The sequence below is a fragment of the Acinetobacter sp. YH12227 genome, from assembly GCF_013417785.1.
GTDB lineage: Bacteria > Pseudomonadota > Gammaproteobacteria > Pseudomonadales > Moraxellaceae > Acinetobacter > Acinetobacter gandensis.
Map to the genome: position 1 here is coordinate 14465 of NZ_VPDH01000008.1, position 14482 is coordinate 28946.

16 protein-coding genes are annotated in these 14482 nt (G+C 42.0%); 5 read left to right on the forward strand and 11 right to left on the reverse strand.

Annotated elements, in window-relative coordinates:
• Positions 1 to 8 precede the first annotated feature (8 nt).
• The 4 genes from FTV09_RS02895 to FTV09_RS02910 all read left to right on the forward strand — a co-directional run bounded on the left by FTV09_RS02895 (position 9) and on the right by FTV09_RS02910 (position 3193).
• Complete coding sequence (locus FTV09_RS02895) at positions 9 to 956, forward strand: transporter substrate-binding domain-containing protein (RefSeq protein ID WP_180056660.1); 948 nt, start codon at positions 9 to 11, stop codon at positions 954 to 956.
• A 70-nt stretch (positions 957 to 1026) separates the two neighbouring features.
• Entirely contained in the window at positions 1027 to 1770 is a 744-nt protein-coding gene (locus FTV09_RS02900; protein ID WP_067764637.1) for an amino acid ABC transporter permease, read from the forward strand.
• Positions 1770 to 2453, forward strand: coding sequence for an ABC transporter permease subunit (locus FTV09_RS02905; RefSeq protein ID WP_067764640.1), 684 nt, complete (start codon positions 1770 to 1772; stop codon positions 2451 to 2453). The genes FTV09_RS02900 and FTV09_RS02905 overlap by 1 nt, the downstream gene beginning before the upstream one ends.
• A gap of 14 nt (positions 2454 to 2467) precedes the next feature.
• Positions 2468 to 3193 carry an amino acid ABC transporter ATP-binding protein gene (locus FTV09_RS02910; protein ID WP_171256689.1) on the forward strand — a complete coding sequence of 242 codons (726 nt, stop codon included), beginning with the start codon at positions 2468 to 2470 and terminating at the stop codon, positions 3191 to 3193.
• Between the two features lie 93 nt (positions 3194 to 3286).
• Here the strand turns inward: FTV09_RS02910 and FTV09_RS02915 are convergent, their stop codons facing one another.
• Complete coding sequence (locus FTV09_RS02915) at positions 3287 to 4048, reverse strand: ferredoxin--NADP reductase (protein WP_067764653.1); 762 nt, start codon at positions 4046 to 4048, stop codon at positions 3287 to 3289.
• 85 nt (positions 4049 to 4133) lie between these two features.
• Between FTV09_RS02915 and gigC the strand changes: the two genes are divergently transcribed.
• Positions 4134 to 5012, forward strand: a complete 879-nt coding sequence (gene gigC, locus FTV09_RS02920) for a LysR family transcriptional regulator GigC (protein ID WP_180056662.1) — start codon at positions 4134 to 4136, stop codon at positions 5010 to 5012.
• 24 nt (positions 5013 to 5036) lie between these two features.
• Here gigC and FTV09_RS02925 read toward each other — a convergent pair whose 3' ends face one another.
• The 10 genes from FTV09_RS02925 to nuoH all read right to left on the reverse strand — a co-directional run bounded on the left by FTV09_RS02925 (position 5037) and on the right by nuoH (position 14479).
• Complete coding sequence (locus tag FTV09_RS02925) at positions 5037 to 5789, reverse strand: cold shock domain-containing protein (RefSeq protein ID WP_180056664.1); 753 nt, start codon at positions 5787 to 5789, stop codon at positions 5037 to 5039.
• A gap of 98 nt (positions 5790 to 5887) precedes the next feature.
• The gene (locus FTV09_RS02930; RefSeq protein ID WP_180056666.1) at positions 5888 to 6181 is read right to left on the reverse strand and encodes a cold-shock protein; all 294 of its coding nucleotides are present in this window, start codon (positions 6179 to 6181) and stop codon (positions 5888 to 5890) included.
• Positions 6182 to 6264: 83 nt separating this feature from the next.
• Entirely contained in the window at positions 6265 to 6900 is a 636-nt protein-coding gene (upp, locus tag FTV09_RS02935) for a uracil phosphoribosyltransferase (protein WP_067764665.1), read from the reverse strand.
• A gap of 126 nt (positions 6901 to 7026) precedes the next feature.
• On the reverse strand, positions 7027 to 8571 hold the full coding sequence (nuoN, locus tag FTV09_RS02940) for an NADH-quinone oxidoreductase subunit NuoN (protein WP_180056669.1): 1545 nt from the start codon (positions 8569 to 8571) through the stop codon (positions 7027 to 7029).
• A gap of 3 nt (positions 8572 to 8574) precedes the next feature.
• The gene (nuoM, locus tag FTV09_RS02945) at positions 8575 to 10188 is read right to left on the reverse strand and encodes an NADH-quinone oxidoreductase subunit M (protein WP_067764671.1); all 1614 of its coding nucleotides are present in this window, start codon (positions 10186 to 10188) and stop codon (positions 8575 to 8577) included.
• Position 10189: 1 nt separating this feature from the next.
• The gene (nuoL, locus tag FTV09_RS02950) at positions 10190 to 12079 is read right to left on the reverse strand and encodes an NADH-quinone oxidoreductase subunit L (protein ID WP_067764674.1); all 1890 of its coding nucleotides are present in this window, start codon (positions 12077 to 12079) and stop codon (positions 10190 to 10192) included.
• Positions 12076 to 12384 (reverse strand): NADH-quinone oxidoreductase subunit NuoK, encoded by a 309-nt coding sequence (nuoK, locus tag FTV09_RS02955; protein WP_067665227.1) that lies wholly within the window; start codon positions 12382 to 12384, stop codon positions 12076 to 12078. Before nuoK ends, nuoL begins: the two co-directional genes overlap by 4 nt.
• Positions 12384 to 12902, reverse strand: coding sequence for an NADH-quinone oxidoreductase subunit J (gene nuoJ / locus FTV09_RS02960; RefSeq protein WP_171256690.1), 519 nt, complete (start codon positions 12900 to 12902; stop codon positions 12384 to 12386). The genes nuoK and nuoJ overlap by 1 nt, the downstream gene beginning before the upstream one ends.
• Positions 12902 to 13444, reverse strand: coding sequence for an NADH-quinone oxidoreductase subunit NuoI (gene nuoI / locus FTV09_RS02965; RefSeq protein WP_067764680.1), 543 nt, complete (start codon positions 13442 to 13444; stop codon positions 12902 to 12904). Before nuoI ends, nuoJ begins: the two co-directional genes overlap by 1 nt.
• Before the next feature lie 18 nt (positions 13445 to 13462).
• The gene (nuoH, locus tag FTV09_RS02970) at positions 13463 to 14479 is read right to left on the reverse strand and encodes an NADH-quinone oxidoreductase subunit NuoH (RefSeq protein WP_067764683.1); all 1017 of its coding nucleotides are present in this window, start codon (positions 14477 to 14479) and stop codon (positions 13463 to 13465) included.
• Positions 14480 to 14482 lie beyond the last annotated feature (3 nt).

Here is a 14482-nt window from a genome sequence, read left to right on the forward strand (position 1 = left end):
TTTTAACAATGACGTCAAAAAAACATTTAGCAACTTTATTCTGTGCAAGTGCGCTAACTTTAGGTATCACTGCCTGTAGCGATAACAAAGCACCTGCAACAGACAAAGCGGCTGGAAGCGAAGCTGCGGTTTCAGACTCTGGTACTTTAGATAAGATCAAAAAATCCGGCACAATTGTATTGGGATATCGCGACTCGTCTATTCCGTTTTCCTATATTTCAGATAACCCAAATCAACCTGTCGGTTATGCACATGATCTTCAACTTAAAGTGGTTGAAGCGGTCAAAAAGCAACTCAACTTGCCTGACTTAAAAGTACGCTATAACCTCGTAACTAGCCAAAATCGTATTCCTTTGGTGTCGAATGGTACAGTCGATCTTGAATGTGGATCGACAACCAACAACAAAGAACGCCAACAGCAAGTTGCATTTTCTACAGGTTTCTTTGAAGTCGGCTCTCGTCTCCTCACCGCAAAAGACTCTGGCATTAAAGATTTTGCCGACCTAAAAGGTAAAAAATTAGTAACTACGGCTGGCACGACATCTGAACGTTATATCCGCCAACATGAAAAAGAGCTGGGTATTGGTGAAGTTATCTCCGCTAAAGACCATGCCGAATCATTCTTAATGCTACAAAATGGTCGTGCAGCAGCATTTATGATGGATGATATTTTGCTTGCAGGTGAAAAATCTAAAGCCAAAGATCCAAACAAATGGGAAATTGTGGGCACAGCGCCAATTCATGAAATTTATGGCTGTATGATGCGTAAAGGTGATGCAGGCTTCAAACAAGTGGTAGACGATGCAATCAAAGCAACATATAGCTCTGGTGCAATCAACGAAATGTATAAAAAATGGTTCCAGTCACCAATTCCACCAAAAAATATTAACTTAAACTTTGAAATGTCAGACCAATTAAAAGCACTGATCAGCAATCCGCATGACCGTGACGAATAATTAACCCTTAACTTTCAAAATATAGCTTAAGCCAAAAGGAGTTTGGCTTAGGCTCAATTCAGGGGGGTCTATGAATTATAGTTGGAATTGGGGTGTGCTTTTCCAGTCAACTGGCGTCGGTGATTCCACCTACATTGGCTGGATTTTAATTGGTTTGGGATGGTTGTTTGTCATTGCCTTAGTGGCATGGACAATCGCAATGATACTCGGCAGTATCCTCGGCATTATGCGTACCTTACCTAGCCCTGTGGCGCGAGGCATTGGTACTGCTTATGTGACTATTTTCCGTAATGTACCATTATTAATTCAGTTATTTATTTGGTTCTACGTGGTTCCAAATTTTCTACCGACACCCATCAAAAACTGGTGGATGAATGATCTTGGTGCAAATACTACCGCACTAATCTCAGCCAGTGTCGGCTTAGGTTTATTTACTGCAGCACGAGTCTGTGAACAGGTGCGTACAGGGATTGAAGCAATTCCACGCGGTCAAACCAATGCGGGTTATGCCATGGGTTTTAGTACGACACAGCTTTACCGCTACGTTATTTTACCGCAATCTTTTCGCACGATTTTGCCACCGCTCAGCTCTGAGTTAACCAACTGCGTTAAAAATACCTCTGTTGCATCTTTAGTGGGTGTTGCAGAAATTATTTCGCAGATGAAAACAATTAGTGAATACACGCAAAACACCATCGAAATTTATACCTATGTCACCATTATTTTCATCGTAATCAATATCTGTTTGATTGGTTTCATGAACTTGCTGGAAAAACGCTTACGTGTTCCTGGCCTAATTGCAGGAGATAAATAATGGATTGGCTTACTTCTTTTATACAAGACTTGCAATTGTCTGGCCCTGCACTTTGGCATGGTTTAAGTATTACTCTGAAAGTGGTTATTTCTGCCACAATTGGTGGAGTTTTGATTGGCACACTGTTAGCTTTAATGCGCTTATCATCAATTAAAGTGTTCAACATCTTTGCCAAAGGCTACGTTAACTTATTTCGCTCAATCCCTTTACTGTTGGTATTGATGTGGTTCTATTTTGCCGTACCATTTATCTATACAGGGATTACCGGCAATTACCTAACGATTGATACCGCATTGGTTTCCAGTATTGTGGCATTTATGCTATTTGAGGCCGCATATTTCTCTGAAATTGTCCGTGCTGGGATTCAATCAATTCCAAAAGGTCAAACCTCTGCGGCCTATGCCCTTGGCATGAGCTATAGCCAGTCCATGCGCCTGATTATTTTGCCGCAAGCCTTTCGCAAAATGACTCCATTGCTGTTACAGCAAACCATCATCCTCTTTCAAGATTCAACCATGGTGTATGCCATTGGATTACTCGACTTTTTCCGCACCAACTATGTCCGCGGTGACTTAATGTCATTACTCACGCAATATATTATTTTTGCAGGACTGGTGTATTTCACCATCAGTATGATTGCGACTTATGCAGTTAAAAAATTACAACGGAGGTTAAGTGTATGACCGATGCAAAAACAATGATCGACCTCCAAAATGTCAGTAAATGGTATAAAGATTTTCAAGTATTGACCGATTGCACCACGCAAATTAAACAAGGCGAAGTGGTTGTGGTTTGTGGACCTTCCGGCTCAGGTAAATCAACGTTAATTAAAACCGTGAATGGACTGGAACCCTTCCAATCCGGTCAAATACTAGTGGATGGCATTTCCATAAATGATGCAAAGACCGATTTAAATAAATTACGTAGCCGCGTCGGCATGGTGTTTCAGCACTTTGAATTATTCCCCCATTTGAGTATTACTGAAAACTTAACCATTGCCCAAGTCAAAGTATTAGGACGCTCAGAAGCAGAAGCCAAACAAAAAGGTTTAGCGTATTTGGAACGTGTTGGACTCAGTGCACACGCCAACAAATACCCTGCTCAGCTTTCAGGTGGTCAGCAACAACGTGTCGCCATCGCTCGCGCACTAAGTATGGACCCGATTGCCATGCTCTTTGATGAACCAACCTCTGCGCTCGATCCTGAGATGATTAATGAGGTATTGGATGTAATGGTTGGTTTAGCCAAAGAAGGCATGACCATGATGTGTGTGACGCATGAAATGGGTTTTGCCCGTCAGGTAGCGGATCGTGTGATCTTTATGGATCAAGGAAAAATTGTAGAAGACTGTACCAAAGACGAGTTCTTTAATACACCTCGTGGTGAACGTGCACAGCAATTCCTGAATAAAATTTTGCATTAAGTTACAGCGATGTTCGCGTCATACTACGTAACAAAAAAAGCTCATCTCAGGATGAGCTTTTTTATATAAACAGTGATAAAAAATGCAGCGAATTTACCAGTAGTTTTCTACTGCAATATTCCCCTCACCGCGGCGGTTCATGGTTAGCCCACGTGCTTTAAGTGCTGCTTTAGTGTCATCAACCATTTGTGGATTACCACAGAGCATGACATGAGTCGTATCAATATTAAATTCTAGCCCCGCAGCTTTTTCTAATTCGCCATTTTCAATGAGCACTGGCAAACGGTCATGCAAAACGGCATTTGGATCACGTGTAATAATTGGAATAAATTTAAATCCCTTATGCCCTTCACCAAAAGTTTTGGCAATTTCTTGAATCCTTTCTACATAAGCCAACTCTGATGCAGTACGTACACTGTAAACCAAATTGATCTTTTCGTATTTTGACCACGTTTCAAAGTCCTGCAACATCGATAAAAATGGAGCAAGCCCTGTTCCTGTTCCCAATAACCATAGGTCTTTCGGTAATGGCAACTGATAACGTGCCAATGTTAAGAAACCATAAGGAATCTTTTCCAGATACAATTCATCGCCGACTTGTAGATGCTGTAAGTTCGAGGTAAATGCACCATCAGGCACTACAATCGAAAAGAATTCTAAAGTCTCATCAAAAGGAGATGACACCACCGAATAAGCACGAACCACCAATTCATCGCCCACTTTTAACCCAATTCGTGCAAACTGCCCAGCAGTAAATTTAAAATGTGCGGGACGCGTCATGGTAAAACTGAACAAAGTATTGGTCCAACGGTGTACAGATAAAACCTTTTCTAAGCTAAATTTTTCAATTGACATGATTTGAACGTGGCGTGACAGACTATGCTCATGTTAGCATGACAGTATAATTTATTAATATTTTTTAAATGTTAAGGTCCAATTCATGCGCATGACTTTACGCCAGTTGGCTGTTTTTGTAGCAGTCGCTCAAGAAGGTACCGTTACTAAAGCTAGTGATGCTGTCAAACTTACTCAAAGTGCAGCAAGTATGGCTTTGGCCGACCTCGAAGATGGTCTAGGTGCTCCGCTGTTTGACCGTCTGGGTAAACGCCTACAATTGAATGACTTGGGTCGATTCTTGCTCCCTCAAGCTTTAGAAATTCTCGGACGCTGTGAAGCATTCGAACAAGCAGCCAAAGGTGAATTGCAAAGTATTGATTTACGTCTAGGTGCGACCTTAACCATTAGTGACTACCTAATGCCAGACTTGATGGCGGATTTCTTACAAATTCAGCCGCAAGCACATTTACAGCTCCAAGTGGGTAATACACGCCAAATGATTGAAGCGGTGAATCAATTTCAATTGGATTTGGCATTAATTGAAGGTTCATGCCATCTGCCACAGCTTCAATGCATTCACTGGCGTGATGATGAGCTTGCTGTCTGTTGTTCACCTGAACATCCATTAGCAAAACTGGATCGTGCTTTAACCTCAGATGACTTTAATCATGTTGAATGGATCTTACGTGAAGAAGGTTCAGGTACTCGTGAAGTCTTTGACAATGCAATCTTAAAAGATTTACCAGATGCCAATATTCGTCTGACCCTAGGTCATAACGAGGCGATTTTAAAAATTGTCGCAGGCGGTCTTGGTATGTCGTGCATTTCTAAACTTGCAATTGAACCTTTACGCGAAAAAGGTCAATTGGTTGTGCTAGACACGCCATTCTGGCAGCTGGCACGTCCCCTGTTTATGCTTGTGCATCGTCAAAAGTATCAAGGGCCTGGACTAAAAGCCTTTATGCAATTCTGTGAAAAATAAAAAAAGCGCCTTAAGGCGCTTTTTTTATCTATTTTTAAATTGGCGTTCACATGGTTCGCCATCATTATTGCCGTCCATTTTCGTATTTGGACAATTATTATTAAAGAACACTGCTTCTTCGTATGAACGCATCTGACTGCAATGTGTACGTCCGTCACAACTGAACTTGGCTGGCGCTGCTTGTTGTACTGCTTGAGTAGGTTTAGGTGTGACATCCACCACATCACGACGTAATTCACTCGTGCCTGTTCCATGCAAATTATGCAGACCTTGCTCACTCAGTACTTGGTCGGGTAAATCGCCCTGCGCTTTACGCTGTTCTTCTACAATCTGCTGTTGTTGCTGCATCAATTGCTGTGCGTGTAATTGCTTTTGTTCTCTATAGCCTTGATATTTGCCATAAACCATTACAGCAAGTACAACAATAATGACCACACCCACAAAACTGATGATTTTACTCAATGGACTAACTGAAGCAACTTCATAACGCGGTGAGGCTGAAATAGGCTCACGTGAATGATCTTCTACAATTGTTGATTGTAATGCTTGTTCTGTAGCTTGTTGTTGCTTTAAATCCAAACGAACAATATTGACCGCTTTAAAATTGCCTTGATCTTCAGAAATAAGGTATTTCACTTTTTCACCAAGCTTTAATTCAATATGGCGGCTTGGTATGTCCGTTACGTGGAAAAACAAATCTTTCACTTGTTCGTTTTGTTGAATAAAGCCAAAGCCACGATCAGCATTATAGCTTTTGATTTTCCCCTCTAAAAACATATGGCTATCCAATTTTTATAATGATTATATATTAATAAAAAAGAGGCGAAGCCGCCTCTTTTTTATCTATTTAAGCTGAACGCAAAGTTCACAAAAGCTTACTTGCGGAGATTACTCAGTAAAGCAGAAGTAATAGATGTGTTGTTCGCTACAATTTTTGATTTTTTAGCACGTGTAGATTTATCTTCAGCACGTTCAATATTAATCGCTTTGTAACGGTCACCATTTTCAATGACATTAAATTGAACACGTTCGTTACGCTTTGGTTCACCTTCCGCCCCAGGAAAATCGGAAATATGAAAGAACACTTCCCCTTCTGCTGAAGCAATAAAACCGTACCCTTTTTCAGAATTGTACTGTTTGATTTTTCCTTGATATAACTCTAACTTCATGCGCTTAGCCTAATATCTAAATATGATTGCTACATTATATAAAAAAGAGGCTATTAAAGCCTCTTTTTGATTTCAGTTTAAAATTAATCTTTCTGAACTGAACCGAAAATTTTATCACCAGCATCGCCTAAACCAGGAACGATGTAACCATTTTCATTTAAGCCGTGGTCAACGGATGCAGTAAAGATGGTAACGTCTGGATGCGCCTCTTCTACACGTTTAATACCTTCTGGTGCAGCAACAAGAACCATCACACGGATATCTTTACAACCACTTGCTTTTAGAACATCAATTGCAGCAACTAAAGAAGAACCCGTTGCTAGCATTGGATCGATAATCATGGCTAAACGGTTTTGAACGTCTGGTACTAATTTTTTATAGTAGGTACGTGCTTCCAAAGTTTCTTCATCACGCTCTAAACCTAATACTGATACTTTTGCACTAGGAATAAGGTTAAGAAAACCATCCAACATACCAATACCAGCACGTAGAATTGGCACAACTGTTATTTTTTTGCCCGCAATACGGTCTACAGTTACTTTACCATTCCAGCCATCAATTTCATGATCAACCATAGGTAAATCTTTAGTTGCTTCGTAAGTCAAAAGCATGGTGACTTCTTGAGCAAGCTCACGGAAGTTTTTAGTACTAATGTCTGCACGACGAAGTAAGCCGAGTTTATGTCGGATTAACGGATGACGGATTTCATGGATAGCCACGGGAGAACACCTAAAAGGTTAAGATAAAATTTCATCTATTATAAAGCTATTTAACAAATGTTAAAAATAAAAAAGCCCCCATTGCTGGAGGCTTTTTTGTAATAACTGAATTAATTGCTTAATTCATTAGTTAAAACCGCTTTGAATCAAGCTCATGATGAACTGTTGAAGCTCAGGTGAGATTGCAAAATATGCCACTTGAGATACTGCAATAATTGGATCTGGGTATACACCGATCAACAATACTAATGCAGCTGCACCAAGCACCATGATACCACCCACTTTTTGGCCCCAATGATCGACAGCATCGATACGTGGGTTTTCTGGTGGTGTCATGTACATTACAACCATTACACGTAGGTAGTAGTACAAACCAATACCAGAACCAAGGATTACCATTGCCGCTAAGAACCATGAACCACCAGCTACCGCTGTTTTGATGACAAGGAACTTACCAATGAAGCCAGCAGTTAAAGGAATACCTGCAAGAGACAACATCATTACAGTCAGTGTTGCAGTCAATACTGGACGACGCCAGAACAAACCACGATACTCAGCAAGGCTACCTGCTTCATCTTTGTTGTTGTAAGGGCTAGACATTAATGTCACGACACCGAACGCACCGATTGTGGTTAATACATAAGTAATAACATATACGTTTACGCTGCTGAATGTCGCAAAGCCTTGTACTTGAACAAAGTCAGTATTACGAGCACTGATAATCGCCACAAGTAAGTAACCGAAGTGAGCAATTGAAGAGTATGCAAGGATACGTTTCAAGTTCACTTGACGTACTGCAAGCAAGTTACCCGCAAGGATAGACAAGACTGCAATGATCGTTACGATTGTGATGAAGCTGTCGGAAAGGATTAAGCCAGAAGCCAAGAAGTAACGAACGAATAGGCCGATCATTGCCACTTTAGCAACAGTTGCAAGGAAAGTCGCAACTGGCGCTGGCGCACCTGCATATACGTCTGGTGTCCATTTATGGAATGGCGCAAGAGACAATTTGAATGCAACAGCAAATACGATTAATGCAAGACCTAATACCACGCCAGGTTGGCTGAAGTTGGTAAACATTTTACCTGGTTCAGCAACGAATGACATTGTACCTGTGTAGGCATATACATATGCCATACCCATTAACAGCATTGCAGATGCAGTTGCTGAAAGTACAAGGTATTTAACGCCCGCTTCAAGTGATTGAGAACGTTGATGTGTATATGCCAATAGGCCGTATACAGGAATCGACATTAACTCAAGGCTGATGAAGAATGATGCATAGTGTGAACTTGCCACCATCAACATCGCACCAGTCACCGAACACAACATCAAGATGTATAGTTCTTCACGGTTGTCTTCATACTTTTCAATATAAGCATGTGACAAAGTACAACAAGCAAGTGCTGCAACTAAAATCACAAACTGATACAACATCGTAAACGGATCTACGATGAATAAGTTCATTACGTTTGCAGGTACATACTGCCCTGCAACCAGAACAAAAATAATGTAAAAGGCTGCAAGGTTCAGACCGATAACGGAAGTCGTTGCAACTAAATTGTGGTTACGCTTGATTGCAATTAGCAACATCACGACGATCGCAGTTAAAGCCACGATCATCACAGGAGCTAATGGCATAAGCTCAGAAAATGACATTGTGAAGTCCATGGCTTATTGCATCTCCACATTTTCAGGTTGTACAGCAATTTGCTGCACAACATCAACGACTTCTTGAACTGGAATATAGCTGTTCGCAATCCACGCCATACTTGAATTTGAAATATCAAGGAAGCTTTGTGGGAATAGACCAAGCCATACAAGACCAAGAGCACAGATTAAAAGAATCACAACTTCACGCGCATTTAAGTCTTTCAACGGATTTGCGTAATGCTGTTTTTGTTCTTCATTTGGCGTACCAAACAATGCTTTGTGAATCAGGATTAAACCGTAAAGACCAGCAAATACTAAGCTTACCGCAGCAAGAATTGTGTACACAGGGAACTTCGCGTATGAACCCATCAAGATTAGGAATTCACCGATAAAGTTACCAAGACCTGGAATACCTACAAGTGCCGCAACAAAGAACATTAAGAAGAATGAAAGGTATTGGAACTGACCACGGATACCACCCATCAAACGCATGTCACGTGTATGCAGACGTTCGTAAACCTGACCACACATAATGAACAATGCAGCAGAAGATAGACCGTGAGCCAGCATCATAATCATCAAGCCTTGGAATGTCAGGATGTTACCTGCATACAAAGCGAGAAGTACGAAGCCCATGTGCGAAATAGATGTGTACGCAAGCAGACGTTTCATGTCTGTTTGTTGGAATGCACACCATGCACCGTAGAAAATACCGATTAGACCAAGAATGATCGCGATGTCAGCAAACTGAGCAGATGCTACTGGGAAGAATGGAATAACGAAACGTAAAAGACCATAAGCCGCAGTTTTAATCAAGATACCTGCAAGGTCGACAGAACCCGCTGTAGGTGCTTGCGCATGCGCATCTGGTAACCAGCCGTGTAATGGGAAAACTGGAAGTTTTACCGCAAAACCAATGAACATACAGATCATGAATGCATAAGCAATTGCTGGAGCTTGAGCTTCAATCGTATGCGCAACACTCATTAAGAAGTCATAGTTAAAGCTGATTTGACCATGAATTTGGTAGCCGACTACAACTAGACCCAAGATACCGATCAACATGATGAGACCAGCAACTTGTGTATAGATGAAGAATTTAGTCGCAGCGTAAACACGTGATTTACCGTCTGCCCCTTTATGACCCCATAACGCAATCAAGAAGTAGATTGGTACAAGCATCATCTCCCAGAAGAAGAAGAACAGGAACATGTCAATCGCAAGGAATACACCGATTACACCACCCAAAGACCATAAAAGGTTTAAGTGGAAGAAACCAACGTTCTTTTGAATCTCACCCCATGAACAACCTACTGCAAGTACACCTAGTAATGCAGTTAAGCCAACCATAAGCAGTGAAAGACCATCCACAGCTAAGTGAATGTTAATACCTAAAGTGGTAATCCACGGTAGGTTAAATTGAGCAGCCCACTGTGGAGCTTGTGTACCCAACTCGTAGTTATAAGTACCGTTTTGCCATAAAACAATGGTTAACACCAAAGTTAAAAGCATACCGATTAACGCGATATAACGTGGCAAGTGCTTGTCGAGTTTATCGACAAGCCAGCATACAAAACCTGCAATGAACGGAATAAGGATCAGAGCGGGTAGAATTAAATTGTTTGGAGTTTCCATTTTATTTCCCCACGACCTGAATCACGACCAGGATCAATAGTAATGCAAACGTACCGAATGCCATACTAGATGCGTATTCACGCAATGAACCTGTTTGACGTGAACTTGTAAAGCTATTACCGCCTTTAACAAGTGCAGGCAATACAAGCCATAAGCCGTCAATTGGATCACGACCAAAGATTTTAGCCAGTAGCAAATAAGGCTTAACGAAAACAATGTTGTACAAAGCATCGAAACCAAGTGCATTACGGCAGATATTTGCAAGCCCTGCACCCAGTGAAGTTTTAGCAAATGCTTTCACTGCGCTATAAGCAAAGGCAAACAACACCACACCAACAACCAAGCCTGCAAGTGCAATACCTACAGCTGTATATTCAGCGCTGTGCATACCATGCTCAAGTGCTTCTGGAACATTAAACGCTGGAATTTGCGCAGCATTTAGAATGTTTGTTACTGGTGCTTTTAATACATAAGCTAAACCAGTTGAAAGCACTGCAAGAATTGCCAATGGGCCCCAGTACGTGATGCCTTTAATTTCATGGTAAGGCGTGTTTTCTTTACCAAAGAATACAACCCAGATTAAACGGAATGTATAGATTGAAGTTAAGAATGCACCAGCTACACCAGTCCAGTACAAGCAATCATAAACTGCAACAGCTTGACCTTTCACCCATACTGCACCAAGAATCGCATCTTTTGAGAAGAAGCCGATTGTGATGAATGGGATCGCTGCCAATGCACCGCCACCAATTGCGAAACAAGCAAACAAGAATTTGTTTTTGTGGAAAAGACCACCCATCTTGAAGATGTTTTGTTCGTGATGGAATGCAAGAATCACCGCACCAGAAGACAAGAATAATAATGCCTTGAAGAATGCGTGAGTGAGCATGTGGAATAAACCAGCTTGGTAAGCTTCAGCACCTACAGCCATGAACATATAACCCAACTGACTCATTGTAGAGTAAGCAAGAATACGTTTGATGTCTGTTTGAACCAATGCTGCAAAACCAGCAACCAATAATGTCACCGCACCAGTAATCGAGATGAACATCATTACTTCAGGTGCTTGTTCAAACACAGAGAACATACGGCAGCATAGATAAACACCAGCTGTTACCATTGTCGCTGCGTGGATCAATGCAGATACTGGTGTAGGACCAGCCATCGCATCTGCCAACCATGTTTGTAATGGGATTTGTGCAGATTTACCTGCAGCGCCCAAGAACAACATTAAAGCAGTCCAAATCGTTAACGATGAACTTTCAACCATCACTGTTGGTGCAGCAGCAACCACTTCAGCAATGTTTAAAGTACCGAACTGTTGGTAGATTAAGAACAAAGCGATCAGTAAGAATACGTCACCCACACGTGTAACAGTGAATGCCTTAATTGCAGCAAAACCGTTCGCAGGTGTTTGGTAGTAGTAACCAATCAATAGGTAAGAACATAGACCTACGCCTTCCCAACCCAAGAATAACAACGCTAAGTTGTCACCCAATACAAGCAATAACATGCTTGCAACGAATAGGTTGAAGTAAGAGAAGAAACGTGCAAAGTCCTCTTCACCACGCATATACCACGTTGCAAAGATGTGAATTAGGAAACCAACACCAGTGATCATACCCATCATTAACAATGATAAGCCATCAAGGTGAAGCGTAAAGCCTGGTGCTAAATCACCTGCACTGAACCATGTCCAAAGGTGTTGAGTTGTCGCAACTGAACCATTGTTGACAAAGTCGATACCTGCAATCAATGCAAATAAAGCTGAAAGACCAACCGAACCTGCACCAATAATCGCTGCAACAGATTCAGGAAGGTTTTTACGCCCTGCCGCTAAAAGGATGAAACCGATTAGCGGAAATAATACTGTTAAATATAAATAGCTCATCCGCGCATCTCACTAGCAGCATCCACATCCAAGTGATGGAAGCGATGATAGAACTGAAGGACGATCGCAAGACCAATACACGCCTCGGCTGCAGCAAGCGTTAAGATCAAGATAAACATCACCTGACCGTCTGGCTGTGCCCAAGCACTACCTGCCAAAACGAACGCCAATGCAGCAGCGTTCATCATGATCTCGAGGCTCATTAAAATAAATAATAGGTTGCGTCGAACCATCACACCGTAAAAACCAAGTGCGAAAAGGATGGTTGCAACGATCAAACCATGTTCTAAAGGGATGTTGCCCATTATTGTTTGTCCTCTTCTGCACCTGGCTCACGTTTGCCAAGATGGAATGCAGCGACAAGCGCGCCAAGCAATAACATCGCAGCAACTTCAACCAGTAATAAGTACTGAGTAAAGAGTGTTGTACCAACTTGTTTTGGACCTACAACTTCAGCACCCATTAGAGCGCCAGCAGTTGTGTAGTCTGACTTCAGCATCCAAACAAGGATTAAACCCATAAGGAAGCTCATCAACGCAGGATAAGCCCACGCAGATGAAGTCAGCCATTTGCTTTCCTGTTCAACAGTATCCTGCCCAAGGTTTAGCATCATCACTACGAATACGAACAGCACCATAATTGCGCCGGCGTAAACAATAATTTCAAGTGCACCAGCGAATGGCGCACCTACGATCATGAAGATACCTGCTACAGCAAGTAAAGAGATGATCAAGCTTAATAAAGCATGTACAGGGTTCGTGTTGGTTACAACACGAACTGTAGAGACGATGGCCACAAGTGCCATCAAATAAAATGGCCACATCATGGTAATAGACTCCGTACATCAACTGGCGTGCTTTCGCGCTGCGCCTGACCTTTATCTTTACCAGCAACAGCCATACCTGTTACACGGTAGAAGTTGTATTCTGGGTATTTACCAGGACCAGAAATGAGTAAGTTTTCTTTCTCATATACCAAGTCTTGACGAACATATTCACCTAACTCAAAGTCAGGTGTCATTTGAATCGCAGTTGTAGGACATGCTTCTTCACACATACCGCAGAAAATACAACGAGAGAAGTTGATACGGAAAAACTCCGGATACCAACGACCATCTTCTTTTTCAGCTTTTTGTAGTGAAATACAGCCTACTGGACATGCAACCGCACAAAGGTTACATGCAACACAGCGTTCTTCGCCATCAGGGTCACGCGTTAATACAATACGACCACGGAAACGCGGTGGTACGATATCTTCGCCTTTAACCTCTGGATATAAAATGGTGTCACGTTTACGCGTCACGTGTGAGAAAACCATCCACAGTGAACGTACAATTGACCCAAATCCAGCTAGAAATTTAAACATTTTATTCTCCCTGCTGTCTTAGGCCTGATTCATCAGAATCACAGCACCAGTTACCAGAAGGTTAACCAACGCCAATGGCAAGCAAATTTTCCAACCAAAGTTCATCACTTGGTCATAACGTGGACGCATTAAAGAACCACGAGCCAAGACAAACATCATTACAAAGAATGCTGTTTTAATAATGAACCAGAACGCTGCTGGAACGAATGGAATTTCTAAGTTGAATGGCGCTAACCAACCACCGAAGAATAAGGTTACGATAAGCGCAGAGATCAGTACTACGTTGACGTATTCCGCAACGAAGAACATACCCCATTTCATACCACCGTATTCGACATGGTAACCTTCCGCCAATTCTTGTTCTGCTTCAGGTTGGTCAAATGGGTGACGATGCGTTACCGCAACACCCGCAACCACAAAGATTAAGAAACCTAAGAACTGAGGAATAACAAACCAAACATCACGTTGCGCTTCTACAATTTCACGCATATTGAATGAGCCAGCAATTGCAACCACACCCATCAATGAAATACCCAAGAACACTTCATACGAAATGGTTTGAGCTGCAGAACGTAGACCACCCAATAATGCATATTTGTTGTTTGATGACCAACCACCGAACAATACTGCGTATACCGCAATACCTGCCATTGCCATAAAGAACAATAGGCCGATGCTCATGTCTGAAACACCTAAGTAAGGTGAAACAGGAATAACCATGAACGACAGCACCGCAGTTGCCATCGCAACTGCTGGAGCCATACGGAAAGTGAGTTTGTCAGCAAATTTTGGTGTCCAGTCTTCCTTGAACATGATTTTCAACATGTCGGCAACGATCTGGAACATACCACCCGGACCTACGCGGTTCGGACCATAACGGTCTTGCCACAAGCCGAGTAAACGACGCTCGATGAAAGACATCAACGCAGCGATCAATACTACAACCAGTAAGATCACGATAGCTTGCAGCACTGAATAGGCGATTGGCCAGTTTTCAGCCCACAGCGGCGTTTGACGGATTAATTCTTGTTCCATGAA

Excerpts from the sequence above, each read along its gene's own strand:
- FTV09_RS02925 (WP_180056664.1), bottom strand. The coding sequence starts at position 5,789 with ATGTTTTTAGAGGGGAAAATCAAAAGCTATAATGCTGATCGTGGCTTT.
- nuoJ (WP_171256690.1), bottom strand. The coding sequence starts at position 12,902 with ATGTGGCCATTTTATTTGATGGCACTTGTGGCCATCGTCTCTACAGTT.
- nuoH (WP_067764683.1), bottom strand. The coding sequence starts at position 14,479 with ATGGAACAAGAATTAATCCGTCAAACGCCGCTGTGGGCTGAAAACTGG.
- nuoL (WP_067764674.1), bottom strand. The coding sequence starts at position 12,079 with ATGAGCTATTTATATTTAACAGTATTATTTCCGCTAATCGGTTTCATC.
- nuoI (WP_067764680.1), bottom strand. The coding sequence starts at position 13,444 with ATGTTTAAATTTCTAGCTGGATTTGGGTCAATTGTACGTTCACTGTGG.
- nuoM (WP_067764671.1), bottom strand. The coding sequence starts at position 10,188 with ATGGAAACTCCAAACAATTTAATTCTACCCGCTCTGATCCTTATTCCG.
- gigC (WP_180056662.1), top strand. The coding sequence starts at position 4,134 with ATGCGCATGACTTTACGCCAGTTGGCTGTTTTTGTAGCAGTCGCTCAA.
- FTV09_RS02930 (WP_180056666.1), bottom strand. The coding sequence starts at position 6,181 with ATGAAGTTAGAGTTATATCAAGGAAAAATCAAACAGTACAATTCTGAA.
- nuoN (WP_180056669.1), bottom strand. The coding sequence starts at position 8,571 with ATGGACTTCACAATGTCATTTTCTGAGCTTATGCCATTAGCTCCTGTG.
- FTV09_RS02900 (WP_067764637.1), top strand. The coding sequence starts at position 1,027 with ATGAATTATAGTTGGAATTGGGGTGTGCTTTTCCAGTCAACTGGCGTC.
- FTV09_RS02895 (WP_180056660.1), top strand. The coding sequence starts at position 9 with ATGACGTCAAAAAAACATTTAGCAACTTTATTCTGTGCAAGTGCGCTA.
- FTV09_RS02915 (WP_067764653.1), bottom strand. The coding sequence starts at position 4,048 with ATGTCAATTGAAAAATTTAGCTTAGAAAAGGTTTTATCTGTACACCGT.
- FTV09_RS02905 (WP_067764640.1), top strand. The coding sequence starts at position 1,770 with ATGGATTGGCTTACTTCTTTTATACAAGACTTGCAATTGTCTGGCCCT.
- FTV09_RS02910 (WP_171256689.1), top strand. The coding sequence starts at position 2,468 with ATGATCGACCTCCAAAATGTCAGTAAATGGTATAAAGATTTTCAAGTA.
- nuoK (WP_067665227.1), bottom strand. The coding sequence starts at position 12,384 with ATGGGCAACATCCCTTTAGAACATGGTTTGATCGTTGCAACCATCCTT.